The organism is Achromobacter xylosoxidans (genome assembly GCF_014490035.1).
In the GTDB taxonomy this organism is placed as follows: Bacteria; Pseudomonadota; Gammaproteobacteria; order Burkholderiales; family Burkholderiaceae_B; genus Achromobacter; species Achromobacter bronchisepticus_A.
Genome location: NZ_CP061008.1, coordinates 1,918,497 through 1,941,668, shown reverse-complemented (window position 1 = coordinate 1,941,668; position 23,172 = coordinate 1,918,497). Strand labels below are relative to the sequence as shown.

General features: G+C 65.5%; 26 protein-coding genes, 1 tRNA gene and 1 pseudogene. 12 read left to right on the top strand and 16 right to left on the bottom strand.

Going from position 1 to position 23,172, the window contains the following annotated elements:
* Nucleotides 1–900, top strand: coding sequence for a recombination-associated protein RdgC (locus IAG39_RS08950; protein WP_118934009.1), 900 nt, complete (start codon nt 1–3; stop codon nt 898–900).
* On the opposite strand, the gene IAG39_RS08945 is transcribed toward IAG39_RS08950, so the two are convergent.
* The gene (locus tag IAG39_RS08945) at nt 897–1,175 is read right to left on the bottom strand and encodes a hypothetical protein (protein WP_118934008.1); all 279 of its coding nucleotides are present in this window, start codon (nt 1,173–1,175) and stop codon (nt 897–899) included. The two genes, IAG39_RS08950 and IAG39_RS08945, sit on opposite strands and share 4 nt — an antisense overlap.
* Nucleotides 1,176–1,230: 55 nt before the next feature.
* On the opposite strand from IAG39_RS08945, the gene IAG39_RS08940 reads away from it, so the two are divergent.
* Genes IAG39_RS08940 through IAG39_RS08920 form a run of 5 tightly spaced genes read left to right on the top strand, consistent with a single transcriptional unit; the run spans nt 1,231 to nt 4,592 of the window.
* The gene (locus tag IAG39_RS08940; RefSeq protein ID WP_118934007.1) at nt 1,231–2,187 is read left to right on the top strand and encodes a ParB/RepB/Spo0J family partition protein; all 957 of its coding nucleotides are present in this window, start codon (nt 1,231–1,233) and stop codon (nt 2,185–2,187) included.
* Nucleotides 2,184–2,864, top strand: coding sequence for a hypothetical protein (locus tag IAG39_RS08935; protein ID WP_118934006.1), 681 nt, complete (start codon nt 2,184–2,186; stop codon nt 2,862–2,864). The genes IAG39_RS08940 and IAG39_RS08935 overlap by 4 nt, the downstream gene beginning before the upstream one ends.
* Nucleotides 2,865–2,895: 31 nt before the next feature.
* Nucleotides 2,896–3,207, top strand: a complete 312-nt coding sequence (locus IAG39_RS08930; RefSeq protein ID WP_118934005.1) for a hypothetical protein — start codon at nt 2,896–2,898, stop codon at nt 3,205–3,207.
* The gene (locus IAG39_RS31745; protein WP_118934004.1) at nt 3,158–3,544 is read left to right on the top strand and encodes a DUF4224 domain-containing protein; all 387 of its coding nucleotides are present in this window, start codon (nt 3,158–3,160) and stop codon (nt 3,542–3,544) included. Before IAG39_RS08930 ends, IAG39_RS31745 begins: the two co-directional genes overlap by 50 nt.
* The gene (locus tag IAG39_RS08920) at nt 3,444–4,592 is read left to right on the top strand and encodes a hypothetical protein (RefSeq protein ID WP_165867933.1); all 1,149 of its coding nucleotides are present in this window, start codon (nt 3,444–3,446) and stop codon (nt 4,590–4,592) included. Before IAG39_RS31745 ends, IAG39_RS08920 begins: the two co-directional genes overlap by 101 nt.
* An 86-nt stretch (nt 4,593–4,678) precedes the next feature.
* On the opposite strand, the gene IAG39_RS08915 is transcribed toward IAG39_RS08920, so the two are convergent.
* From IAG39_RS08915 to IAG39_RS08885, 7 genes are all read right to left on the bottom strand, one after another.
* A tRNA-Arg gene (locus tag IAG39_RS08915) sits at nt 4,679–4,755 on the bottom strand.
* A 95-nt stretch (nt 4,756–4,850) separates the two neighbouring features.
* On the bottom strand, nt 4,851–5,435 hold the full coding sequence (locus IAG39_RS08910) for a helix-turn-helix domain-containing protein (protein ID WP_042794587.1): 585 nt from the start codon (nt 5,433–5,435) through the stop codon (nt 4,851–4,853).
* A gap of 12 nt (nt 5,436–5,447) precedes the next feature.
* A complete protein-coding gene (locus tag IAG39_RS08905; RefSeq protein ID WP_118934028.1) occupies nt 5,448–6,740 on the bottom strand; it encodes an NAD(P)/FAD-dependent oxidoreductase in 1,293 nt (430 codons plus the stop codon).
* An 11-nt stretch (nt 6,741–6,751) separates the two neighbouring features.
* Nucleotides 6,752–7,441 (bottom strand): amino acid ABC transporter permease, encoded by a 690-nt coding sequence (locus IAG39_RS08900; RefSeq protein ID WP_059371832.1) that lies wholly within the window; start codon nt 7,439–7,441, stop codon nt 6,752–6,754.
* A gap of 2 nt (nt 7,442–7,443) precedes the next feature.
* The gene (locus IAG39_RS08895) at nt 7,444–8,136 is read right to left on the bottom strand and encodes an amino acid ABC transporter permease (RefSeq protein ID WP_059371831.1); all 693 of its coding nucleotides are present in this window, start codon (nt 8,134–8,136) and stop codon (nt 7,444–7,446) included.
* 4 nt (nt 8,137–8,140) lie between these two features.
* On the bottom strand, nt 8,141–8,932 hold the full coding sequence (locus IAG39_RS08890; RefSeq protein WP_059371830.1) for an ABC transporter substrate-binding protein: 792 nt from the start codon (nt 8,930–8,932) through the stop codon (nt 8,141–8,143).
* Between the two features lie 143 nt (nt 8,933–9,075).
* Complete coding sequence (locus IAG39_RS08885) at nt 9,076–9,825, bottom strand: amino acid ABC transporter ATP-binding protein (protein ID WP_059371829.1); 750 nt, start codon at nt 9,823–9,825, stop codon at nt 9,076–9,078.
* Nucleotides 9,826–9,974: 149 nt separating this feature from the next.
* Here IAG39_RS08885 and IAG39_RS08880 point away from each other — a divergent pair, with 149 nt between their 5' ends.
* A complete protein-coding gene (locus tag IAG39_RS08880; protein WP_118934003.1) occupies nt 9,975–11,477 on the top strand; it encodes an aldehyde dehydrogenase family protein in 1,503 nt (500 codons plus the stop codon).
* A gap of 137 nt (nt 11,478–11,614) precedes the next feature.
* Entirely contained in the window at nt 11,615–12,907 is a 1,293-nt protein-coding gene (locus IAG39_RS08875) for a phospholipase A (RefSeq protein ID WP_118934002.1), read from the top strand.
* Between the two features lie 34 nt (nt 12,908–12,941).
* Here the strand turns inward: IAG39_RS08875 and pdxK are convergent, their stop codons facing one another.
* From pdxK to IAG39_RS08845, 6 genes are all read right to left on the bottom strand, one after another.
* Nucleotides 12,942–13,775: a pyridoxine/pyridoxal/pyridoxamine kinase gene (gene pdxK, locus IAG39_RS08870; protein WP_059371826.1), complete on the bottom strand. Its 834-nt coding sequence runs from the start codon at nt 13,773–13,775 to the stop codon at nt 12,942–12,944.
* 35 nt (nt 13,776–13,810) lie between these two features.
* Nucleotides 13,811–14,173 (bottom strand): cupin domain-containing protein, encoded by a 363-nt coding sequence (locus IAG39_RS08865; RefSeq protein WP_059371825.1) that lies wholly within the window; start codon nt 14,171–14,173, stop codon nt 13,811–13,813.
* A gap of 44 nt (nt 14,174–14,217) precedes the next feature.
* Nucleotides 14,218–14,772: a helix-turn-helix domain-containing protein gene (locus IAG39_RS08860; RefSeq protein WP_118934001.1), complete on the bottom strand. Its 555-nt coding sequence runs from the start codon at nt 14,770–14,772 to the stop codon at nt 14,218–14,220.
* Nucleotides 14,773–14,865: 93 nt separating this feature from the next.
* Complete coding sequence (locus IAG39_RS08855; protein WP_059371823.1) at nt 14,866–15,648, bottom strand: aldolase; 783 nt, start codon at nt 15,646–15,648, stop codon at nt 14,866–14,868.
* Between the two features lie 28 nt (nt 15,649–15,676).
* A complete protein-coding gene (locus IAG39_RS08850; RefSeq protein ID WP_118934000.1) occupies nt 15,677–16,318 on the bottom strand; it encodes a glutathione S-transferase family protein in 642 nt (213 codons plus the stop codon).
* 2 nt (nt 16,319–16,320) lie between these two features.
* Nucleotides 16,321–17,289 carry a Bug family tripartite tricarboxylate transporter substrate binding protein gene (locus IAG39_RS08845; RefSeq protein ID WP_118933999.1) on the bottom strand — a complete coding sequence of 323 codons (969 nt, stop codon included), beginning with the start codon at nt 17,287–17,289 and terminating at the stop codon, nt 16,321–16,323.
* Nucleotides 17,290–17,878: 589 nt separating this feature from the next.
* Here IAG39_RS08845 and IAG39_RS08840 point away from each other — a divergent pair.
* Nucleotides 17,879–18,625 carry a lysozyme inhibitor LprI family protein gene (locus tag IAG39_RS08840; protein WP_223283472.1) on the top strand — a complete coding sequence of 249 codons (747 nt, stop codon included), beginning with the start codon at nt 17,879–17,881 and terminating at the stop codon, nt 18,623–18,625.
* Nucleotides 18,626–18,673: 48 nt separating this feature from the next.
* Here the strand turns inward: IAG39_RS08840 and IAG39_RS31530 are convergent.
* Nucleotides 18,674–18,808 (bottom strand): annotated as a pseudogene (locus IAG39_RS31530) (IS5/IS1182 family transposase); the annotation flags it as partial.
* Here IAG39_RS31530 and IAG39_RS08835 point away from each other — a divergent pair.
* Together IAG39_RS08835 and IAG39_RS08830 are read left to right on the top strand one after the other, a co-directional pair.
* Nucleotides 18,808–19,089, top strand: coding sequence for a hypothetical protein (locus tag IAG39_RS08835; RefSeq protein ID WP_165867931.1), 282 nt, complete (start codon nt 18,808–18,810; stop codon nt 19,087–19,089). The pseudogene IAG39_RS31530 and the gene IAG39_RS08835 sit on opposite strands and share 1 nt — an antisense overlap.
* 328 nt (nt 19,090–19,417) lie before the next feature.
* Nucleotides 19,418–20,800, top strand: a complete 1,383-nt coding sequence (locus IAG39_RS08830) for an MmgE/PrpD family protein (protein WP_187774091.1) — start codon at nt 19,418–19,420, stop codon at nt 20,798–20,800.
* Between the two features lie 30 nt (nt 20,801–20,830).
* On the opposite strand, the gene IAG39_RS08825 is transcribed toward IAG39_RS08830, so the two are convergent.
* Nucleotides 20,831–21,559, bottom strand: coding sequence for an IclR family transcriptional regulator (locus IAG39_RS08825; RefSeq protein WP_240633390.1), 729 nt, complete (start codon nt 21,557–21,559; stop codon nt 20,831–20,833).
* Nucleotides 21,560–21,720: 161 nt separating this feature from the next.
* On the opposite strand from IAG39_RS08825, the gene IAG39_RS08820 reads away from it, so the two are divergent.
* A complete protein-coding gene (locus IAG39_RS08820; protein WP_118933827.1) occupies nt 21,721–23,163 on the top strand; it encodes an FAD-binding oxidoreductase in 1,443 nt (480 codons plus the stop codon).
* Nucleotides 23,164–23,172 lie beyond the last annotated feature (9 nt).

Here is a 23,172-nt window from a genome sequence, read left to right as displayed (position 1 = left end):
ATGTGGTTCAAGAACCTGAAGATTTACCGCCTATCCGCCGCCTGGTTGCCGTTCGGCGATGACCTTGAATACGCTCTGGCTCGCCAGGCATTCCATCCGGGCAACAATTTGGAAATGCAGTCCATCGGTTGGGTTCCGCCCCGCGAGAACGGAGGACTCGCCCACGTTGTCGGCGGTCAGATCCTGCTGACCCTGCGCGCGGAAACGAAGCTGCTCCCCGGAACCGTCATCAACCAGGCGGCCAAGTTCCGCGCCCAGGAAATCGAAGAGCAGCAAGGCTACAAGGTCGGCCGCAAGCTGATGAAGGAAATCAAGGAGCGCGTGATGGATGAACTCCTGCCCCGCGCCTTCAGCGTCTACCGCGATACCCGTGTGTGGATTGATCCGCTCAACCGCTGGCTGGTGATCGACGCCGCGGCGTCTGCCAGGGCGGACGAGGTGATCGGCATTCTGGCGAAGTGCATCGACCCGTTCCCGCTGGAAAACCTCTATGTCGCCCAGTCGCCCGCCTCCGCCATGACCGGCTGGCTCGCCGAGGACGAGGCCCCGGCCAACTTCAGCATCGACCAGGACACCGAGCTACGCTCATCCGGCGAAAGCGGCGCAGCTATCCGCTACATCAAGCATTCCATCGACGCCGACGACGTGCGCCGCCACATCCAGTCCGGCAAGCAATGTGCCCGTCTCGCCATGACCTGGGCTGACCGCATTTCCTTCGTCCTCACCGAAGGACTGGACATCAAGCGCGTGTCTCCCCTGGACGTGCTGAAGGAACGCAACGAAGGTATAGCCGCGAACGACGACGAGAAATTCGATTCGGACATGCTGCTCATGACAGGCGAACTCGCCAAGCTACTCGCCGAGCTTGTTGATGTCCTGGGCGGCGAAAAACGCCTTTAAATCGCCGGCAACGAGCGCGCCCATTCGGACGCCTCGTAATCGGAATACCACCAGCGCTCTATGTGCAGCCGGCAAAAGTCCCTAACGGCATCGCGGACGGTCATATCTTCGGGGATGGTAGCGGCGGCAATCAGCGCCAGCGCCATAGTCCGATCGAGCGCTGAGAAGGCCTGCTGCCCCGCGATATCACGGGTCTCAAACTGGCTATGCAAAGCAACCTGATTGCTCAGGATAGCCGTTTGAACGCACCACAAGAATTGCTCTGCCTTCGTCATTTCTCATCCCTTCCCGCCGCTGAAGTTCTGCATCTTAACTCCCCGGAGTGTCAGCATGACCCATCCCCCCGCATCGTTCAAGACGATGATTCTGGACAAGACGATCAAGCGCGCCGACGCGATGAAGATCCAGTACCACCGGATTCACGTGGCCCCCGACTTCAACCCCCGCGACTTGGACGACTTCTACGAAACCGACATTCAGGAACTGCTTGCCCACATCCTGGCCGGCGGTACGCTGCCGCCGCTGGAGGTCATCGCGATGGCCGACGGGTCGGGCGTTGAGCTTGTCGACGGGCATCGGCGCTTCGATGCCATGGGGCGTGCCATCGCCCAGGGATTCCCCATCGATTGGGTTTCCATCGTGGCCTTCCAGGGCAACAAGATTGATCGCCTGGCACGCGTATACACCAGCAACAAGAATTCTCCCCTGCGCCCCCTGGAAGCAGCGCGCGGCTTCAAGCGCTTCCGCGGCGCCGGCCTGGACAGCGCGGAGATTGCCGCCCTCGTCCATTGCAGCCGTACCCATGTCGAAAACTACCTTGTCCTGGCCGACGCCGAACGCGAGGTGCAAGAACTGGTCCGCAGCTGCAAGGTGTCCGCCGAGGTCGCTATCGACGCCGTGCGCAGGCTGGGCGCCAAGGCCGGCGACTTCCTCACCCGCAAGGTGGACCAAGCCAAGGCCGCCGGCAAGTCCAAGGTGACCGCCAGCACCATCCACGGCCGCGCCCTCCCCCGCAAAGTCGTCTCCCCGCTCATCAGCGGTGTGGACTCCTTCATCAAGGGGCTGGACGCGAACCAGCGCGCAATCCTCATCGACATCCAGGAGGGCCGCGTAGCCGCAGACACCATCACGGTCAAGACGCAAGATCTGCTGGACCTGTTCGAAGCCCACGGAGCCGTCGAAACCGTCCGCGCCAAACGCGCCGAGAAAGCCGCCAAGGAGGCACAGCAAGCCGCCCCCGATACACAGGCACCTATAGACCTTCAACAAGAGGAAGCCACTGCATGAGCGCCCTTACCGAAAACGAATTCCTGCGCGACGTGGCCGATCACGTCATGGAGGTCATGCGGGATGAAGGCGTGTACCGCCACATCCGGTTCCGCGAGCCCGGCACGATGTGCATGCACTTCGATCTGATCACCTGGCCGGGATACCTCTGCTACACGGGCGACATGGGCACCTATGTGTTTACGCGCTTGGTCGACATGTTCGAGTTCTTCCGCACAGATCGCGAATACACACAGCGGTGCGGGCGCCGACTGGCAGTCAATCTGTCGTACTGGTCCGAGAAGCTTGAGGCCGTCAACGGCAGTCGGCGCGGCGGGGCTGCCGAAGAGTTCGACCCGGCAAAGTTCCGCAAGGTCATAGAAGAGTATCGGCTGAACTGGATCCGCGGCGATGCACGCAGGCTGTTGACCAAGGACGAACGGCGCGAACTCTGGGAGGCAGTTGACTGCCACGTGCTGAACCGTATCAATGACGGCGAGCACTACGCCTGCACCGCCGCAAACGACTTCAATTGGACCCCGTCCCGCTATACCCCCGGCCCTGGCCGTACCTGGTTCTTTGACGATCTTTGGGAACACAACTTCAACGACTACACGCGCCGGTTCCGCTGGTGCTGCTTCGCCCTTGCCTGGGGCATTGAAACCTACGACCGCAGCAAGGAGGAAGTCACAGCATGAGCGCCCCCGAGATATCCATCCCGTTGAAGTCGTGGACGCCGCCATCAATGGCTGGTTCAGCACCCTGCCGGACAGCCGGGATCAGCAGGAGCATTTCCGTATCCGCATGCGCGCCGCCCTCGCGGCGGCGGGCTATACCGCCGCTCCTGCTGCTGGCGATGCGCAGGATGCGCGGCGGTATCGCGGCTGGCGCGACGCGATGATGGCCGAGGACACCGAGCTCCGGCAGGCCGTCGCCGCTGCCCTTCCCTGCGACGTAGGAGACACGCGACCGCCGACCGGCGCGGAATGGGATGCCGCCATCGACGCCGCCATTGCCGCCCAGCGCGGTAAAAGGGGGTGAACGATGGTGCCCGACCATATTTTCGACAGGCCCGCCTAGTGCGGGCTTCGCTTTGGAGATTCAGATGAACGAGTATCTATCGGCGTCTGACCTGGCCGAACTGGTCGGGTGCAGGCCGAATCAACGAGCAATGATGGCGCGCTGGCTCGACCGACATGGATGGCGCTATGCCATCGACAAGAATGGTGTCCCGCGGGTTCTGCGGTCCTATCGAGATAAGAAACTTGGAGTATCAGATGGCCCGCAAAAAGCCAGCCTCACCGGCGCGCCAAACCGAGAAGCGTTCGCCCGCATGGGAAAAAACCGCAGTACCCCGGCTGTACAAGCGCGTCGGTAAGCAGCGCATTAGCTGGATCTACAAACACATGGATGGCCGGTCCCAAACGTTGGCGTCATGTGATGTCGGGGACCGAGAAGCACGCTTTGCTGCTGAACGAAAGGCGAGCCGAACCGCCATTGAGATTCAGGAAGGCGCAGTGGTTGCGGGCTCGGTCGCCGACATGATCGAGCGATTCGAACTTCAGGTAGATCCGGAATACTACGCAGACCAATCAAAGGACGGCCGCAAGATCCGAAAAGCGATGTACGAAAACCTCGTCAAGTTCTTCGGGAAGATGGGGCCGGCACAGTTGACCACCCAACACGGCTATCAATACCTGGAGGACCGTGCCGCAGGCGGCGCCCCCATCAAAGCCAATAAGGAAATAAGCCAGTTCTCCGTCATCTGCCACTACGGGGTGCGGTGGGGCCTGCTCGCAGCCAACCCGTTCATCAATATGATGAAGAACAGGGGAACGGCGGAAGCCAAGGCCGTGCCGCGCAGGCTGATCCTTCGGTTCTACCTGTGGGGCCTAAAGCAACGGCAGAACTTCCGCACGATGGGATGCGCTGCCATGTTCACCTATCTCACGGGCTTTCGCTCGTCCGAAGCACGGCCATTCTTGAAGTCTGGAATTCAGAAGGATGCCGTACGCGTCATTGCGACGAAGCGCCGGAAGGGCGAAGTCATCACCGAAAAAGAGCGGACTTGGTCCACGCGGTTGCGCTGTGTCGTGGCCCGTTCTCTCGACCGTCAGGACCAAGACAGCCCGTACCTGTTCGCGCCAACGAAACGAAGCGGTTCCTATACACGATGGGGATGGGCTTCAACCTGGAAAGATGCCATGCTGGCTTGGATTCAGACCTACGATCCGGCGGTTAGCGAGAAGAGCCTCACTGCGCACGCGATGTACTTCAATCTCCAGGACATTCGACCCACCGCAATCACTTCGAAGCTGCAAAAACGCGAGGCAGATGCATACGATTTTGCCGCACACGCAAACCCTGCGACCACTCACCGGCACTACGACCGACGACGCGTAAAACGCGCTTCCGCGACTGAGTAAAATTCTAACGCTGGCTATTTAGTTCTAATGCTTGCCATGTTAGCGAATCGAAACCGCTAATAAGCGATTGATCTTTCGGGAGATTTTGGCGCGGCAGGAGGGGCTCGAACCCCCGACCTCAGGCTTAGAAGGCCCGTGCTCTATCCAGCTGAGCTACTGCCGCGCGGTGTGGTGATGGCCCGGAAAGGATCCGGGCGCCGCATTTTACCTTGTTGCGGGCGGCTTGGGCGGCCGGCCCGCAACACAGGCCTATAAACCCTACTCTTCGCCTATGTCCGCATGGGTCGACACCCACAGCACCAGGGCGTCGTCCGGACTCAGGCTGATCACGCGATGGCCCATGCGGCTGTCTATGTAGAAGCTTTCCCCAGCCTTCAGGCGGGCGGGCTCGTAGAACTCGGTGTAGAGCTCGACCTCGCCTTCCAGCACATAGACGAATTCCTCGCCGCGGTGGCGGCTCCAGTCGTGGAATTCGTCGAAGGAGCGGGCCTTGACGCGGGTGTGGAAGGGCATCATGCGCTTATGCGACAGCGCGGTGCACAGCAGGCGGTGGTCGTAGTACGGGGTTTCGTACTGGCGCCCTTCTCCCTGGCGGCTGAGGCTGCGGCGGCCGGTGCCCATGTGGGCGTCGGACGCGGTGAAGAGCTCGGCCACGTCCAGCTCCAGGCCCGCCGCGATCTTGATCAGGTTGTCATAGGTGGGAGACAGCAGGCTGTTTTCGATCTTGGACAACGTGGACGCGGACACGCCGGTGGCCGCGGCCGCCTGCTTCAAGGTCCACGCCCGCGCCTGGCGCAAGGCTCGCAGCCGCTGTGCCAACACGCTTTGTTTGTTGCCTTCCATCTATGCACCCTGTCATGCCCGCGACCGCCGCTCCCGCCACCAGTCGCGCGCCTGGTAAGACCAATAAGTAAGTTGCACCGCTGCCGTGCCGAGACCGCCGCCGTTCCAGGCCAGCCCGAACGGCGCGTACAGCTTGTAGCGCTGGGTGTCGCCCGCGATCCCTTCGGCGACGACCCGGCCGCCGATCGACGCGGTGTTCATGCCGTGTCCGCCGAACGCCGTGCAGTACCAGACATCCGGCGAGAGCTGACCGATCTGCGGCATCAGATGCCGCGCGTAGGCCATGCGTCCCGACCACGCCGTTTCCACGCGCAGTCCCTGCAATTGGGGATAGACGGAGAAGAGTTCGCGGCGCAGCGACTCCGCCAGATCGGGCGGGTCGTCGACACGGGTGGTGATTCTACTGCCCCAGCCGATGCGCCCGCCATCGAGCACGCGGTAATAGTTGCCGGCGCGCCGGTCGTCGCCGATGGCGGCGGTGGTGCGTATGGCTTCCTGCACCCGGTCGCCCAGCGGCTCGGTCAGCATGATGTAGGTGGCGATGGGCAGCATCGCGCGGCGCAGCGCAGGCACCACGTCCTCGGTGTAGCCGCCGGTGGCCAGTACCACGGTGCGGGCGTCGATCTGGCCGCGCTCCGTTTTCAGGCGCTTGACCGCGCCGTCCAGCGACGCCTGCACAACAGGCGAGTCTTCGTGGATGCGCACACCCAGGCGCGCGCATTCGCGGGCCAGCGCGCGGGCGTAGTTCAGCGGGTGGAAGTGGAAGGACGTGGGGTCCTCCACGCCCTGGAAGTAAACGTCGGACAGCAAGCGTTCGCGGACCTGGCCGCGGCTCAGCAGACGCACGTCGCGGCCGAAATCACGTTGCTGGCTGTCGCACCACTGCCGGAGGGCGTCGGTCGCCTCGTAGCGCACCACGCGCAGCCGGCCGTCGACCTTGCGGGCTTCGGTGATGTCCAGGTCGCGGATGTTGTTGCGGATGATCTCCACGCCTTCCATCGACAGGCGGTAGAGCTTGCGGTAGTGGTCTTCGTCGACGTGCTTTCTGATGGCGTCGGCCCCGGCGGAGTATGCCGGCGAGACGGAGCCGCCGTTGCGACCGGACGCGCCCCAGGCGATGCGCCGCCCCTCCAGCAAGATGACGTCGCGGCCGCGGCGGGCCAGCTCCAACGCGGCGGACAAGCCGGCCATTCCGGCCCCGACCACGCAGACGTCGGTGCTGGCCGCGCCTGACAGCGGCGCATAACGGGTGTCGCCGTCGGCCAGCGTGCGCTTGTAGTAGGTGTCGATGTACTCGGAAGCCATGGTGGTCGGCATCAGTTCAGGCCCGCGCCTTGCAAGCCGCCGGTCAAGCGCTTTTCCAGCCAGTTGGCCAGTCGCAGCAGCGGGTAGCAATAGATGAAGTAGATGGCGGCGATCATGCCGTAGATGAACAGCGACTTGGCCGGAAAGGTGATGATGAACACCTCGCCCTGCCGCGTCAGCTCGGTGATGCCCACCACGGACAGGATGGCCGTGCTTTTGATCAGCATGACGTAGACGCCGCTCATGGGCTGCACGATCAGGCGCATGGCCTGCGGCAGGATGACCAGGCGCAGGATCTGGAACGGCCGCAGACCCAGCGTCATCGCGCCTTCGGTCTGGCCGCGCGGCACGGCCTGGATCGCGCCCATGACGATCTCGGCGACATAGCAGGACGTGTAGACCGACAGCGACACGAAGGCGGCGGTGCCGGAATCCCAATGCAGCATCTCGATGCCCGAGCTGGGCAGCACGAAATAGAAGATGTAGAGCTGCACCAGGAACGGCGTGCCGCGCAGGATGTGGATGTACAAGCCCAGCAGCTGGTGCACGCCGCGGATGCGGTAGCTGCGGATCACGCCGATCACGAAGCCCAGCAGGGACCCCGCGATGATGGCCACGAAGGAGATCTTCAAGGTCTCCCAGAAGCCCTTCAGCAGGAACGGCAGCACCACGCCGGCAGTGGAAATATAGGAATCCAACATGCTTACCTCGCGTTCCAGGCGGGACCCGCCAGCCAGATGCTCACGCCGCGCGACAGCAGCAGCATGCAGGCATAGATCAGCAGATAGCCGGCCGCGATGGTCAGGAAGCTTTCGTTGGGCACGATGCGGTCGCTGTTCATCTGCACGCCGGCCGCGACCAGTTCGAATACCGTGATCAGCGACAGCAGCGAGGTGTCCTTGATCAGCACGGCGGTCTGGCCCAAGAGCGGCGGCAAGGTATTGGCGAAGGCTTGCGGCAGCACCACGTAGCGCAGCCGCTGGCGGTAGTTCATGCCGCAGGCCTTGGCGCCTTCGATCTGGCCGCGCGGCACGGATTCGATCCCCACGCGGATGATTTCGCTCATGTAGGCCGCATGGTGCAGCGTCATGGCGAGGATGCCCAGCAGCATCTCGCTCCAGCCCTTGGCGCCCGGCACCAGCATGGGCACCGCGTAGTAGACCAGGTAGATCTGCACCAGCAAGGGTGTGGAACGGATGAATTGCACATAGGCCGCCACCGGCCGCCAGACGGCGGCGCGGGGCGACATATGGGCAAGCGCCAACGGGATGCCGGCCAGCACCGACAGCACCAGGCTTGCGCCCGCCGCGATCAGGGTGTTGGCCAGGCCGGTGGCGAACTGGCCGGTGTACTGGCTGACGATGCGCCAGTTATAGAAGTCGAGCAGCCAGTCCATGGGCTCAGTGGTCTTTCTTCCAGTCTGTGGAGTACCAGTACTTCACCTGTTCTGGCAGCGTGTTGTCGGCCGTCTTCAGCGTCTGCCAGTTGTCCAGCCAGAACTTCAGGCGGAAGGCGTTGGGACCGACGGCGAAGGCCAGCGGTTCGCGCACCATGATGCCGTCCAGCACGCGCAGGTTGCCGAAGTCGACCAGGAACTGGTTGGCCGTGGACAGCGACATGATGCCGGCGTCCAGGCGGCCGCTGGACAGGGCCTGCCCGACCGGCGCGCTGCCGCCGGAGAATTCCTTCATGGTGGCCTTGGGCAGCATCTTCTTGCCCACTTCCGCATAGGTGCTGGCGCCCAGCACGCCCACGGTCACGCCGTCCTTGTTGAGTTCCTCGTACGACTTGTAGGGTGAATCCTTGGGCACCACGGCCACGGTGTCGGCATAGAACATGGGGGTGGAGAACAGCACCTGCGCGGCGCGCTGCGGGGTCGGCGTCATGTCGGCGGCGACCATGTCGGCCTTGCCGGACAAGAGCGCCGGGATCAGGCCCTTCCACTCGTAATCCTGCAGCACCAGCTTCACGCCCAGGTCGTCGGCCATGCGCTTGGCCACTTCCACGGCCAGGCCGGTGCGCTTGCCGCTCTTGTCCATGAAGCTCATCAGCGGCCCCGAGGTCTGCACCGCGACGCGCAGCTCGCCGCGCTTGAGGATGTCGGCCAGTTCGTCGGCCTGCGCGGGCAAGGCGACGGTGGCGGCCGCCAGGGCGATGCCGGCCACGCCCAGCCATTGTTTGATTTTCAGCATTTCCTACCCCTTGTGGTGAATGGACTCACGTCATTCCGGGCAAAGCACAGTGCGCCGGCAGCGCCCGGATCAGCCGGACCGGCCCTGGTTACCGCCGGGCGCCGCGCATGCGGACGACCCCGTTGCTTCCTTGCTGCTAGGAACTACAGAATCTTTTCCAGGAAGGCGCGGGTGCGCGCTTCCCTGGGGTGGCCGAACACCTCGTCCGGCGTGCCCATTTCCACGATGCGGCCGGCGTCCATGAAGAGTGCGCGGTCGCCCACATCGCGCGCAAAGCCCATCTCATGGGTCACCACCGCCATGGTCATGCCGTCGCGCGCCAATGCGCGCATCAGTTCGAGTATGCCGCCCACGGTTTCGGGGTCGAGCGCCGACGTGGCCTCGTCGAACAGCATCAGTTTGGGGTCCATGGCCAGTGCGCGCGCGATCGCCACCCGCTGCTGCTGGCCGCCGGAGAGCTGGCTGGGATAGCGCGCGCCGTATTCGCCCATGCCGACGCGGCCCAGCAGTTCGCGGGCATAGCGTTCCGCGTCGGCGCGGGAGCGCCCGCGCACCACCCGCTGGGGTAGCGCGACATTGTCCAGCGCAGTACGGTGTTGGAACAGGTTGAAGTGCTGGAACACCATGCCGACTTCGGTGCGCCAGCGGTTGACGTCGGTGGCCGGGTCGGTGAGCGACACGCCGTCCACGCGGATGGCGCCGCTGTCGATGCTCTCCAGGCCGTTGAGCGTGCGCAGCAAGGTGCTCTTGCCGGATCCGGACGGACCGACCACCACCATGACCTCGCCGCGGCCGAGCTCGCAGTCGATGCCGTCCAACGCCAGATGCGGGGCCTGCCCGTCGCGTTGATAGGTCTTGGTGACTGCCTGGACTACCAGCAGAGGTTCCGCCACGGATCCACCTTCGTATGAGTGCTGCCTTGGTTAAAAAGGTTTCGCAATTCACGCTGGAGTTTCGTATAGTAAATTTTTTTCCAGAATCGCCACTTAGGCATAACCCTTAAGCGAAGACAGGTTCTTCGCAGGCAACCCAAGGAACCGGCATGGACACTCCCCAAGACATCCTGCGCGCGCTCGGGCTGAACCCGGAATCGCTTACGGGCGGCACGCTGCGCGCGCGCAGCCCGATAGACGGCGCCGAACTGGCTCAGGTGCATGAGCACACGGTGGCCCAGGCCCATTCCGCCATCACCCGCGCGCGCCAGGCCAGCCTGGCGTGGCGCGACGTGCCGGCGCCGCGCCGTGGCGAGTTGCTGCGCCTGTTCGGCGAAACGCTGCGCCAGCACAAGCGCGAACTGGGCCGCCTGGTCAGCCTGGAAGCCGGCAAGATCGTCGCCGAAGGCGAAGGCGAAGTGCAGGAAATGATCGACATCTGCGACTTCGCCGTGGGCCTGTCGCGCCAGCTCTACGGTTTGACCATCGCTTCCGAGCGTCCCGGCCACCGCATGATGGAAACCTGGCACCCGCTGGGCGTGGTCGGCGTGATCAGCGCGTTCAACTTCCCGGTGGCCGTGTGGTCCTGGAACGCCGCGCTGGCGCTGGTCTGCGGCAATGCCGTGGTCTGGAAGCCGTCGGAAAAAACCCCGCTGACCGCGCTGGCCTGCCAGGCGCTCTTCGCCCAGGCCGCGCAGCGCTTCGGCGACGCGCCCGCCGGCCTGTCCGAAGTGCTGATCGGCGGCCGCGACATCGGCGAGGCGCTGGTGGATTCGCACGCCGTGGCCCTGGTGTCGGCCACCGGCTCGACCCGCATGGGCCGCCAGGTCGGCCCGCGCGTGGCGCAGCGCTTCGGCCGCGTGCTGCTGGAGCTGGGCGGCAACAACGCCATCATCGTCGGCCCCACGGCCGACCTGGACATGGCCGCGCGCGGCATCGTGTTCGGCGCCATCGGCACGGCCGGCCAGCGCTGCACCACCACGCGCCGCCTGATCGTGCACGAGAGCGTGGCCGACGACCTGGTGCAGCGCCTGCACAAGGCCTATGCCAGCGCCACCATCGGCAATCCGCTGGACAGCGCCACGCTGGTCGGTCCGCTGATCGACCGCGTGTCCTATGACGCCATGCAGGCGGCGCTGACGGCGGCGCGCGAACAAGGCGGCAAGGTCACGGGCGGTGAACGCGTGCTGGCCGAGCAGTATCCCGATGCCTGGTACGTGCGCCCCGCCATCGCTGAAATGCCGGGCCAGACCGACGTGGTCTGCCACGAGACCTTCGCGCCCATCCTCTACGTGATGCGCTACGCCGACTTCAATCAGGCGCTGGCCTTGCAGAATGGCGTGCCGCAAGGCCTGTCGTCGGCCATCTTCACCAATGACCTGCGCGAAGCCGAGACCTTCCTGTCGGCGGCGGGCTCGGACTGCGGCATCGCCAACGTCAACATCGGCACCTCCGGCGCCGAGATCGGCGGCGCCTTCGGCGGTGAAAAGGAAACCGGCGGCGGCCGCGAATCGGGCTCGGACGCCTGGCGCAACTACATGCGCCGCGCCACCAACACGATCAACTATTCGCGCCAGCTGCCGTTGGCCCAGGGCATCAAGTTCGGCGAATAAGCCCGCACGCCACGCTGTCCACGCAAGCCCCCGCCCTGCGCGGGGGCTTACGCTTTCTACATACGATTAGCCTGCCTTACAAACTGTAGCGGGGGTCGATGCTACATTTCCTGGTCACAAAACTACGTTATGACCCGATGACCATCAGCCGTCCTGCACGATCCGCCCTCCCCCTGCGCACCCTGGTCGCCGCCCTGGCCATGGGCTTGGCGGGCGCAGCCACCGCGGGTGTGTCGTACAGGCTGGATCGCCCCTCGGCCGCCCCCGGCGAAACCGTCACCATCGAGGCGGTGTACTTCAACGAAGGCACTTCCCGCTCCACCTGGGAAGCGCCGCCGGAACTGGTGCTGCAGTGGCGCGGCCAGGACGGCCAGATCGTGCGCAGCCTGGCCAAGCTGCGCGGCGGCCCGGCCAGCTTCAGCGTGCCGGTCAACAATTTCGCGCGCATGGCGTGGACCGCCGTGGTACCCGCCACGGCCCAGGGCCTGCAGGCCGTGTCCATCGAAGGCCAGCCCGCGATGATGGCGCTGGACGCCACCGGCCGCGACAGCGGCACCCTGGCCAGCACGCCCGCGCGCGGCCCGGTGGTGGACGCCAGCAGCGGTGAACCCGTGCCCGCCGCGGCAGTGGCCGCGGTCGGCGCATCGCCCGAAGGCGGTCCCTCGCCCGACGCGTCCGCCGTGCCGACCGTGCAACAGCAGACCGCGTTCGACCGCTTCCGCAGCTCCATCTCGGAGTACAAGCCGGTGTACTTCGACGTCGGCACCCGCGGACAGACCACCGCGCGCTTTCAGATCAGCGCCAAGTATCGCCTCTTCAGCCCCGCGGGCGACCGCCCCGCGACCTGGGACGAGAATTTCTACCTGGCGTACACGCAAACCTCGCTGTGGGACCTGGAAGGCGATTCCATGCCCTTCATCGACACCACCTTCAATCCCAGCGCGTTCTGGCTGTCCGACAATATCTGGCAGTCCGCCAGCCAGAACTGGCGCTTCGGCATGAACACCGGCGTCGAGCACAACTCCAACGGCAAGGACGGCGCGGATTCGCGCTCGGTCAACGACGGCTATATCGAGCCGCGCTTCCATTACCGCTTCGACGGCGGCAGCACGCTCACCTTTGCGCCGCGGGTCAAGGCCTACTTCGGCGTCGCCAGCGAAAACAGCGACTACGCCGACTACGCCGGACACGTCGACTGGCAATTGCGCTGGGCCCAGGACAACGGCGCGGTGGTGTCCGCCATGTACCGCCAGGGCGATCAGAAGCGCCGCACCACCCAGCTGGATTTCGCCTGGCCGCTGCAGCGCACCTGGCTGAACATGAACGGCTACCTGCATCTGCAGTACTTCAACGGCTACGGCGAAACCCTGCTGGGCTACAACCAGCGCAACGAATCGCAGTTCCGCGTCGGCCTGTCGCTGGTGCCTTGAACGAGGCGCGCCGCCAGGCGCGCGCGTAGGCGCCCTAGCCTTCCACCGCCAGCTCTTCCCAGCCCAGTTCACGGGTGCGCTCCAGCGCCACCGTAACCTGGGCGGCGGCAGAACGCACCGCCTCGACCAACGCCTGCCCATTCAGCAGCCGCGCCGTGACACCGGCCATGAACACGTCGCCGGTGCCGTGCACCGAGGGCGGTATCGCAATCTCCGGATGCGTCACGACGGTGGCCTGATCCCGCGTCACCACCGCCAGCTGCAAGGTGCCGGCCGCGGCGGCCATGGGCGCCGCGCTGGTCACGACGATCCAGTCCGGACCGCGCGCGATCAGTTCACGCGCCGCCGCCACCACCTCGTCGATCGACGACAAGGCGCGCCCCACCAGCAGTTCCAGTTCGAAATGGTTCGGCGTCATGCCGTCAGCCAGCGGCACCAGCAAGTCCCGGTATTGCTCGACCAGCCCCTCGTTCACGTACAGCCCGTCGTTGCGGTCGCCCATGACGGGGTCGATGTGCACCTTCAGATCGGGCCGCGATGCGCGCAGCGCAGGCAGCCAAGCGGCCAGCAGCCCGGCCTGCCCGGGTTGGCCCAGGTAACCGCAGACCACCGCGCGCGCCGTCCGGGTGACGCCGCGCTCGTCCAGGCCCTGCAGCAGCCCTTCAAACCAGTCCAGCGGCACCGCGCCGCCATGCAAGGTCGGATAGTGCGGCGTGTTGCTCAGGATCACGGTAGGCACCGCGATCGCGTGCAGGCCCGCCTTGCGGAAGACAGGCATGGCGGCGTTGTTGCCGACGCAGCCGTACACGACCTGGGATTGGACGGAAACGATATCCACCTGCGCGGTAACGGCGGGGATTGCGCTCATGGGGCTGCTCCTGGGCTGCCGCGGTCTACGCGGCGCTACATGCGGGTGATGAAATAGATCTTCTTGACGAACTGGTCCACTTCCCAGCGGCCGGTATAGCCTTCGGGCATGACGAAGGCTTCGCCCACGGTCAGTTCATGCACGGTGCCGTCCGGATCGACCAGGCGCGCCGAACCTTCCACGATGTAGCCGAACTCGATGTAGCCCGTGGTGTTGGACTGGAACACGCCCGCGCTGCTTTCCCAGACGCCGGCCTCTGCCTTGCCGCCATTGCCCTCGAACGCGGTCACGGTGCGGAAAGCCGCGTCGCCCGAGATCGGGCGGCGGGGCTTTCCAGGCACCGGATTCTTCATGGGGCCTGCATCGATGCGGACGAGCCGCGATTGATCGTTCTTCATGGAAGTTCCTGTATGCGGATAAGGTAATGAGTCCGGCGGCCCGCTCAGTGGGCGGCCACCACCAGCACTTCGGCCATGGCCCGGCTGACGGTGCGCATGCGGTGCGGCAGTTCGGAGTCGAAATAGACGGAATCCCCGGTCTCCAGGCGGAAGTGGCGTTCGCCCACATGGACCTCGATGGCGCCCTTGAGCACCAGCAGGAATTCCTCGCCGGGGTGCGGAAACACCGCGGTCGCATCGGGAAAGTCGCGGGGCGGATGCACCACGAAAGGCTCCATCGCCTTGACCTTGCGGCGGCCGGCCAGCGACTCGTAGTGATACTCGCTGCCCAGCCCCCGGCGCTGCAAGGCCTCGCGGTCCGCCACCCGCACCACGCTGACCACTTCTTCCTGCGCGGCATCGTCCGTGCCCACCAGTTCCGATACGCCCAGGCCATAGGCTTCCGCCAGCCGCAGCACGGTGGAAATGGAGGGTTCGCTCAGGCCCCGCTCCAGCTTGGAGAGGTAGCTCTTGGTCAATCCGGTGCGCTGCGCCAGCTGTTCCAGGGACAGGGTTTGCTGGCGGCGCAGGGCGCGCAGGCGGTGCGGCAGGTCTATCATGGGCGGGGTTGCGGAAATACAGTCGCGGAATACGACCGGTAAGCATGCCCTAATCCGGCCCCGCCGTCGAGCCGGCCCCGCCCGCGGCCGCCATCAGGCCAACACGTCGGGATGCGCCCGCAGCGCACGCCGCGCATAGTAAGAGAAGCCGACCTGCGACCGCTTGGGCGTCAGGATCCAGTCATGCGCCTCGCGGCCCAGCGCCGGCGGAATGGGCTGGATCTTGCCGGCGGCCATGGCCAGCAGCTGCATGCGGGCGGCGCGCTCGAACTGCAGCGCCAGCACGCAGGCCTCTTCCACCGAACCCGCCGCGATCAGCATGCCGTGGTGCGACAGCAGGATGGCGCGCTTGGAACCCAGCGCGGCCGAGATGATCTCGCCTTCCTCGTTGCCCACCGGCACGCCGGGCCAATCCTTCAGGAAGGCCACGTCGTCGTACAGCGGGCAGTTGTCCATGTGCGAGATTTCCAGCGGCACCTCCAGCATCGACAGCGAGGCCGCGTGCAGCGGATGCGTGTGGATGATGCAGTTCACGTCCGGACGCGCGCGGTAGACCCAGGAATGGAAGCGATTGGCCGGATTGGGCATGCCGCCCCCTTCCTGCACCCGCAGGTCCTCGTCCACCAGCAGCAGGTTGCTGGCGCTGATCTCGTCAAAGCCCAGCCCCAGGCGTTGCGTGTAGTACCGGTTCGGCTCCGGCGCGCGCGCCGTGATCTGCCCGGCCAGGCCGGAATCATGCCCGCCGTCGAACAGAATGCGGCAGGTCAGCGCCAGGCGTTCGCGCAGGCTCCATTCGGGCGTCTCGAACTGGCGCTGCATTTCGGCTTTCGCCCGCGCGATCAGTTCGTCCTTGCCCAGATGCATCGTATCGGCCATCGTCGTCACTCCTAAGATAGTGTCTCTGTCATGCCGCTTCGATCAGCGGCGTAAAACCCGGCAAGGCGCGCATGCGCGCCACCCAGGCGTCGATATGGGCGAAGCCGGACAGGTCGTAGCCGCCCTCGGCCGCCATGCTCGTGTAGGGAAACAGCGCGATGTCGGCAATGGTCGGCGCGCTTCCCACCAGATAGTCGCGACCCGCCAGATGCGCATCCATCAGCGCGGCAGCCTTCATGCCGATCTCGCGCCATGCCCGCATCGCCGGGTCATCCACCTGCGCGGTGTTGCGCAGATGGATCAGCAGGCGCGGCTGCGCAAAGGCGTGCATGTGCTGGGTCTGCTCGAAGCTGAGCCAGCTGCTGACCTGCGACTGCTCCAGGCGGCCGCCAGGCAGCCAGGACGTGCCCAGCCCCAGATACCAGAGGATGGCCTGCGACTCGGCCAGCCACTCGCCCTCCGGCGTCAGCAAGGCCGGCACCTGGCGCCACGGATTGATGCGCGCGAACGCGTTCGTCTCCAGGTCGCCCTGCACGATGTCGAAGGTGCGGCGCTTGATCGGCAGGCCCATGTAGCCGCAGGCCAGCCGGATCTTCCAGGCGTTGCCCGAACGCAGGGTATCGGCCAGTTCCAGCGGCTTGCCCGCCAAGGGATGCGGTATCTGGTTCATCGTCAGTCCATCTTGATGTTGGCGCGTTTCACGATCTCGGTCCACTTGGCTTTCTCGCCGGCGATGAAGCGCTGATACTCGTCCGGCTTGCCCGTATACAACTGCGTACCCTGCGACGCCAGCCGGTCCTTCAGTTCCGGCGACGCCAGGGTCTTCTGCAGCGCCGCGTTCAGCTTTTCCATCACGTCGGGCGGCGTGCCGGCGGGCGCGAAGAACGCGTTCCACGAGCTGATCTGCAGGGCCGCGTCGCCCACCTCGCTGCTGGCAGGCACGTCGGGCGCGGAAGGCAGGCGCTTGTCTGCGGCCACCGCGAGCGCGCGCAGCTTGCCGGACGCCGCATGCGGCATGATCACCGGGCTGGCGTCCATCACCACGTCGACCTGCTCGCCGATGGCGGCGTTCACGGCTTCGCTGCCGCTCTTGAACGGCACATGCACGATGTCCACGCCCGCCGTCAGCTTCAACAGTTCCAGGCCCAGGTGCGGCGAACTGGCATTGCCCGCCGAACCGAAGTTCAGCTTGGCCGGGTTGGCCTTGGCATAGGCCACGAACTCGCCAAAGGTCTTGGCCGGCACGCCCGCACGCACGGCCAGCAGATACGGCGATCCCGAAACCATGCCCACCGGCGCGAACTTGTCGGCGTCATAGCTGAGCTTGCTGTAGATCAGCGGGTTGACCACCTGCGTGCCTACCGTGCCCATGAAGATCGTATAGCCATCGGCCGGCGCGGTGGCGGCCACCTGCGCGGCGATCACCCCGCCCGCGCCCGGCCGGTTCTCGATCACGATGCTCTGTCCCAAGGCGTCGCCCATGCCCTTGCCGACCTGACGCGCCACGATGTCCGTGATACCGCCCGCGCCGAACGGCACCACCAGCCGGATCGGCCGGTCTGGATAGGCCGCCGCCTGGGCGCTACCGGCCGCCATTGCCGCTACCAATGCCAGCGCGCCGGCAATTCCCGAAATCTTCATGTCATCCCCCTACGGGCGCCGCCTATCGGCACCATCATGACACAAAGTGTCCTATAGGAGATTGATTTTCCGCAAGGAAAACCAGATTAGGTAAAACCCTTAGCAGCAGCGTCTACGACGGCGGCGCCGAACCGGCCGCGCTATGCAGTTCTGGGGGGGCCCATATTGGTTTCTGACCATCCGCTTCGGGCTGGTCGCCTTGATCCGCCTGCTGCTCACCATGGCAGGTGGCTTCCTGCGCTGGCGTTCGTATTGATGCAAGCGCCCGGCGCCGTGGCCTGCCGAGGTGCTGGCCAGCATGGGGCCGGTACTTTCAACCACCGAACTGGCCCAGCTTAAAGTAGCGATGGCTCATCCGAGAAGATTGTGATGGAGCCGCCGCTTCAGTTGGTAAAGGCACGGGCGTCAGCTTAGATCTGGTAAAAACTGAGCCGGGTATTGGAATAAGAATGCCTCTGATGCTCCGGCAACAAGATTACAAGACCAGAGACGTGCATTAGCTCGGTTAAGCTGATTTGAGGTGTCACGAGGGAGATGTGTTGTGCTGTACGCAAGACATCATCGACATACAACTTGAGAAGATAGGATCATGCCCCAGCCGCATTCAACACGCCCACCCGCTTACGCACGGAAGATGCGGTATGCACCTGCGATGAAGCTTCTCTTTACGTTGGGCCTTGCAACTCTATGGGCTGGCGCCCAAGCCGCAAGTTTTGATTGCAACAAGGCCGTGAGCGCTACGGAAAGGTTGATCTGCAGCGATGCCGAGACATCCGCGCTGGATGGAAAATTGCAAGGGGCCTATGAAACAGCACTAGCCGCAACCGATGCCTATGGCAAGAAAGAGTTGGCTAAAGAACAGCGCAACTGGATTAAATACGCTCGTGACATTTGTCAAGACAGCGCCTGCCTGCAGCAAGCATACACAACCCGCATCGCCATGCTGGCGCGCAATGAGAAACGTATTGCCAATGGCGAGGTGTACTCGGACTGCAAGCTGCCGGGCAACCAAACCGTTAGTGGCGAATGCGTTAATGTTGTGTCGATTCGTGATCCCAACTCCCGTGTTGAATCGTTCAACCAATCGTTGGCGCATCAGAAGCAAAACGGCCGAATCATCGGTTGTAGCCGGCTGATTGATCTACCGGTTGGCGTCGCTGGGAGTAATCACAGTTTTGGCGGCTCCTGCGTATTGCAGGAAGGTACGCAGCGCAAGAACGTGAGGATCTGCAACGACGATATGTTCGGGCATTTCCAAGTAGAGCCGTCCACGCCACAGGATGCCTCAGACAAGCGCTTGGTCGACTTTACTTACGCACAATGCTATGGCGGTTGATGGTAAGCGCCCGGGCCTGTCCGTGATTTTGTGTGCGAGGCGGGATTTGGTGCCGAACACATGTTCCACCGTGCGCCGCCGCACCTTCATCGCTTCTGGCATTCGGTCTGGACGGCGCTGCGCCGCCTCAAGCCCGGCCTCATGTTCCCATCTACCGATGCGCCGATACGCGCCAGGTGTGCATGTATATCGGTACGCGTCATAGTTCCGCAGGTTTGAGCCGCCTGTGCGATCACCTTTTCCAGGTATCTTCGGGCACGAAATCTGAACTTGAAGAGGTCCGCAATATTGTGCGCGCGGGCGCACAGGTCGGCGTAACGCTCATCTTGGTTAAGCCTGAGTCACTACGCCTTGCGGTGGAAGAGGAATTGCTGCAGGCGAATTCCAGATACATCTGCCAGCTCTCTTGGAATAAAAGAGGTGTAGTCGCACGGCGCAAGCGGTTGGCATTTCCGAAGGCATGAACAAGCGTCGCGAGATGCGGCCTTGCTCCTGCCCATCGGCGCGCCCCCGGCCGGACACGACCTGCCGGCCACGATGCTCATCACGCCCGAGGTGGCTCGAGGCTATCGCGGTTGCCGGCGACGAGCGCGTTCACGGGCTGGCGACGCTGCGCCGTGCCTGGTGGCCGAGTGCTATGACGCTTGGTGGCGATAGGTCCCGCTGCGCCTGGGTGGCACCTCCGACCTGGCAGGCGCGGACGCTGGAACCGCAGCGAGGGATCACCCGCAGCACTTGACAAACCCATACTAGTTTCGTTGAATGAAATATATTCCATTCAACGAAACAACAATGACTTCCTCCGCTGAGCACACCCTGGTGACCCACCTGGCCGATCTGCAACGGCGCCAGATCTCCCCGACCACGCGCGCGCGGCTGGCGCAGGCGCTGCTGGACTGGTTCACGGCGGGCTGGTCCGCCGCGGGCACGCCGGCCGCGGCCGGCTATCGGCGCGTGGCGCTGGACTGCCAGCCGGGCGCGGGACCGGCGCCCGTCTTCGGCGGCCCGGTGGTCAACGCCAATGGCGCGGCCTTCGCCAATGCCGCCATCGCCCATATCCGCGAAATCGACGACGCCCACCGTGCCGCCATGCTGCACCCGGGCGTGGTGTCGGTCACGCCAGCGCTGGCGCTCGCGGCGGATGGCGGCATGACGCAGCGGCAGGTCGCGGATGCCATCATCGCCGGCTACGAAGTTTCATTGCGCCTGGGCGAGGCCCTGGGCACACGCCACGCGGCGGGGTTTCATGCCACCGCGACGGCGGGCGCGGTGGGCGCGGCCGCCGCTGCCGGGGTGGCCCTGGGGCTGGCGCCGGCGCCCCTGCACCACGCGCTCGGCATCGGCGCCACCCAGGCGGCGGGGCTGTGGCAACTAGTGGACGACAACGCGCACGAAGCCAAGTCGCTGCATCCGGCCTTCGCGGTGCGCAACGGCCTGGCCGCGGCCTATGCCGCGCGCGCCGGCCTGCCGGGCGCGCAACGCTTCGCCACCGGCGCGCGCGGGCTGTACGCGCTGCTGGCGGGCGACGGTCCGCTGGACGCGCTGGCGGGCGGCCTCGACGCCAGCGAGCGGTTGAACACCGCCACCATCAAGGCCTGGCCCTGCTGCGCCCAGCTCTTCACGCCGCTGGATGCCACCCGCGAGCTGTTGGACGCGCACGCGCCGACGCCCGACGAAATCGAATCGGTCGACATCGAGATATTCACGCACGCGCTGAAGATCGCCGGCGTCGACTGGCCCGCCACGCCCGCGCAGACCTGCTTCTCGCTGCGCTACGTGGTGGCGCGGCTGCTGCTCACTGGCGGGCTGGGCATCGAAGACATGGAGTCCACGGATCTGCAGGCGCCCGACCTGGTGGCGCTGGCGCGCCGCATCACGGTGCGCACCAGCGACGCCTTCCAACGCGAATTTCCGCGCCTGCGGCCATGCCGGGTGACCCTGATACTGAAGGATGGGCGCCGACTGAGCGCGTTGCGCCAGTTGCGGCGCGGCGATCCCGAAGACCCTTACGACTGGCCCGCGCTGCAGGCGCGCATGCGCGCCTTTGCGCCGACCATGGATGACGCCGCCGCCCGCGCCATCGTGGCCTGGTGCGAACGCTTCACGGACGAGGGCAATGACGCGCGGGCGTGCCTGCCGGAGCCCGCGCTGTTCGGCTGCGCGGCGCCGCGCTAGGCGACGCCGCGAGGCGCCCGCCCGGGCGCCTCATTCGGATGCGGGCGGCGTCCAGGACGCGGGCGGCGCGGTGCGAAAGCCCTGCTGCGCCAGTTCGTGGCGCGCGATCTCGACCGCCTTGCGCTGCGCCGCCTCGTTGTGGCGCGACGCCAGCCCCAGCACCACCAGCGCGCCGACGAAGGTATCGTCGGCATCGAACACCGGCACGGCCACCGACGCCATTTCCGCGACCCGCTCGGAGCGGGTCATGGCATAGCCCTTTTCATGGATGTCGCGCGCCAGCGGCGTGGCGCCGCCGGTGAAGGCGCGCAGCACGTGCGCCGACGAACCGCCGTCCTTCAGGCTGATGCGCGTGCCGACCTCGACGTGGTGGCGCACTTCCTTGGTGGTGTTCTCGCGGTACAGGCAGATGCGGTCGTCGCCACTGCGCACGTACACGGCCACGGTCTCGCCGGTCTGCGCGACGATGTTGCGCAGCGCCGGCTGCAGGCGCGAGCCCAGGTCGAAGGTATCGCGATACAGCATGCCCATGTGCAGCAACGCCGGTCCCAGCGCGTAGGTGCTGCTGTCGTAGCGATAGATCATGCGCGCCTTGATGAACACGCCCAACAGGCGCAGCAGCGTGGCCTTGTCCAGGCCGGTGCGGTCGGCTAGGTCACGCAGCGAAAGGCGCAGATGGTCTTCGCCAAAGCACTCCAGCACGGAGATGCCGCGTTCGAGCACGCCGACGGGCGGCTTAGGGGAATTCTCGCTTGACACGGTTTCGGATGCTTCCTATAGTTTTGTTCAATAAAACGTATTTTAATCAATGAAACGAAAGACGGCTACCGGACCAGGGAACCGCCGTCCGGGTTTCAACCCAGGAGACAAGCGTCGCGCGACCCGCGAGCCTTACGCCCGCCGCCGCGCACCGTAGCATTATGCCGAATCAGATCGATGCACTCGCCGCCGCGCTGGGCGCCATCGTCGGGCCGTCCCACGTCCTGACCCATGCGGCCGACACGGCCCGCTACACGGCGGACTGGCGCCGCAATTTTCCCGGCGCCGCGCGCGCCGTGGCGCGCCCGGCCGATACGGCCGAAGTCTCGCGGGTGGTGGCGCTGTGCGCGGCGCAGGGCGTGGCGGTGGTGCCGCAAGGCGGCAACACCGGCCTGGTGGGCGGCTCGACCCCCGACGCCTCCGGCCGCGAAGTGGTGCTGAGCCTGGACCGCATGACGGCGGTGCGCCGGGTCGACGCGCTGGACAACAGCATCACGCTGGAAGCCGGCTGCACGGTGCTGGCCGCCCAGCAGGCGGCCGCCGAGGCTGGCCGGCTGTTCGCGTTGTCGCTGGCATCGGAAGGCAGCGCCACCATCGGCGGCGTGGTCTCCACCAACGCCGGCGGCGAACAGGTGCTGCGCTATGGCAATACCCGCGAACTGACGTTGGGGTTGGAAGTGGTGCTGGCCGACGGCAGCGTGCTGCCGCAACTGGGCACGCTGCGCAAGGACAACACCGGCTACGACCTCAAGCAGCTCTTCATCGGCGGCGAGGGCACGCTGGGCGTGGTCACCGCGGCGGCCTTCCGGCTCTACGCCCTGCCCCGCAAGGTGGTGACGGCCTGGGCCGCGGTGCCGACGCCGCAGGCGGCGGTGGACCTGTTGGCGCGCCTGACCGACGCGGTCGGCGAGCGCGTCACGGCCTTCGAACTGATCGGTCGCCAGACGCTGGAACAGGTGCTGGCGCACCCGCTGGACGGCATGCGCGATCCGCTGGCGCAGCCCTCGCCCTGGACCGTGCTGTTCGATGTGTCCGAGACGTCGGCCTTGATGGACCCGGAACCGGCCGTCGAGGGCGTGCTCGAGGCCGCGATGGAACACGGCGGCGTGACCGATGCGGTGATCGCCGCCTCCGGCCGTCAGGCGCATGAACTGTGGGCGCTGCGTGAGCACGTGCCGGAGGCGCAGCGGCTGGACGGCCCCTCCATCAAGCACGACATCTCGGTCGCGGTGTCGCGCATTCCCGAATTCATCGCCACCGCCGGCGCCCGCCTGCAGGCCCTGATGCCGGGCATCCGCATCGTCTGCTTCGGCCACGTCGGCGACGGCAACCTGCACTACAACCAGAGCAAGCCGCTGGCGATGGACGACGCCGCCTTCCGGGCCCAAGAGGACGCGGTGCACGACATCGTGCACGACGTCGCCGCGCGGCTGGACGGCTCGATCTCGGCCGAGCACGGCATCGGCCGCCTCAAGCAACACGCCTTCCTGCAATACAAACCCGCCGTCTCGGTGGACGTCATGCAACGCATCAAGCACGCGCTCGACCCGCGCGGCACGTTCAATCCGGGCCGGCTGCTGCCCCGCCCGGCCCATCACTCCTAAGCCTCCAGG

Coding starts and splice junctions, on each gene's coding strand:
- IAG39_RS08950 (WP_118934009.1), top strand. CDS start 1: ATGTGGTTCAAGAACCTGAAGATTTACCGCCTATCCGCCGCCTGGTTG.
- IAG39_RS08945 (WP_118934008.1), bottom strand. CDS start 1,175: ATGACGAAGGCAGAGCAATTCTTGTGGTGCGTTCAAACGGCTATCCTG.
- IAG39_RS08940 (WP_118934007.1), top strand. CDS start 1,231: ATGACCCATCCCCCCGCATCGTTCAAGACGATGATTCTGGACAAGACG.
- IAG39_RS08935 (WP_118934006.1), top strand. CDS start 2,184: ATGAGCGCCCTTACCGAAAACGAATTCCTGCGCGACGTGGCCGATCAC.
- IAG39_RS31745 (WP_118934004.1), top strand. CDS start 3,158: ATGCCGCCATCGACGCCGCCATTGCCGCCCAGCGCGGTAAAAGGGGGT.
- IAG39_RS08920 (WP_165867933.1), top strand. CDS start 3,444: ATGGCCCGCAAAAAGCCAGCCTCACCGGCGCGCCAAACCGAGAAGCGT.
- IAG39_RS08910 (WP_042794587.1), bottom strand. CDS start 5,435: ATGGAAGGCAACAAACAAAGCGTGTTGGCACAGCGGCTGCGAGCCTTG.
- IAG39_RS08905 (WP_118934028.1), bottom strand. CDS start 6,740: ATGGCTTCCGAGTACATCGACACCTACTACAAGCGCACGCTGGCCGAC.
- IAG39_RS08900 (WP_059371832.1), bottom strand. CDS start 7,441: ATGTTGGATTCCTATATTTCCACTGCCGGCGTGGTGCTGCCGTTCCTG.
- IAG39_RS08895 (WP_059371831.1), bottom strand. CDS start 8,136: ATGGACTGGCTGCTCGACTTCTATAACTGGCGCATCGTCAGCCAGTAC.
- IAG39_RS08890 (WP_059371830.1), bottom strand. CDS start 8,932: ATGCTGAAAATCAAACAATGGCTGGGCGTGGCCGGCATCGCCCTGGCG.
- IAG39_RS08880 (WP_118934003.1), top strand. CDS start 9,975: ATGGACACTCCCCAAGACATCCTGCGCGCGCTCGGGCTGAACCCGGAA.
- IAG39_RS08875 (WP_118934002.1), top strand. CDS start 11,615: ATGACCATCAGCCGTCCTGCACGATCCGCCCTCCCCCTGCGCACCCTG.
- pdxK (WP_059371826.1), bottom strand. CDS start 13,775: ATGAGCGCAATCCCCGCCGTTACCGCGCAGGTGGATATCGTTTCCGTC.
- IAG39_RS08865 (WP_059371825.1), bottom strand. CDS start 14,173: ATGAAGAACGATCAATCGCGGCTCGTCCGCATCGATGCAGGCCCCATG.
- IAG39_RS08860 (WP_118934001.1), bottom strand. CDS start 14,772: ATGATAGACCTGCCGCACCGCCTGCGCGCCCTGCGCCGCCAGCAAACC.
- IAG39_RS08855 (WP_059371823.1), bottom strand. CDS start 15,648: ATGGCCGATACGATGCATCTGGGCAAGGACGAACTGATCGCGCGGGCG.
- IAG39_RS08850 (WP_118934000.1), bottom strand. CDS start 16,318: ATGAACCAGATACCGCATCCCTTGGCGGGCAAGCCGCTGGAACTGGCC.
- IAG39_RS08845 (WP_118933999.1), bottom strand. CDS start 17,289: ATGAAGATTTCGGGAATTGCCGGCGCGCTGGCATTGGTAGCGGCAATG.
- IAG39_RS08840 (WP_223283472.1), top strand. CDS start 17,879: ATGCCCCAGCCGCATTCAACACGCCCACCCGCTTACGCACGGAAGATG.
- IAG39_RS08835 (WP_165867931.1), top strand. CDS start 18,808: ATGTATATCGGTACGCGTCATAGTTCCGCAGGTTTGAGCCGCCTGTGC.
- IAG39_RS08830 (WP_187774091.1), top strand. CDS start 19,418: ATGACTTCCTCCGCTGAGCACACCCTGGTGACCCACCTGGCCGATCTG.
- IAG39_RS08820 (WP_118933827.1), top strand. CDS start 21,721: ATGCCGAATCAGATCGATGCACTCGCCGCCGCGCTGGGCGCCATCGTC.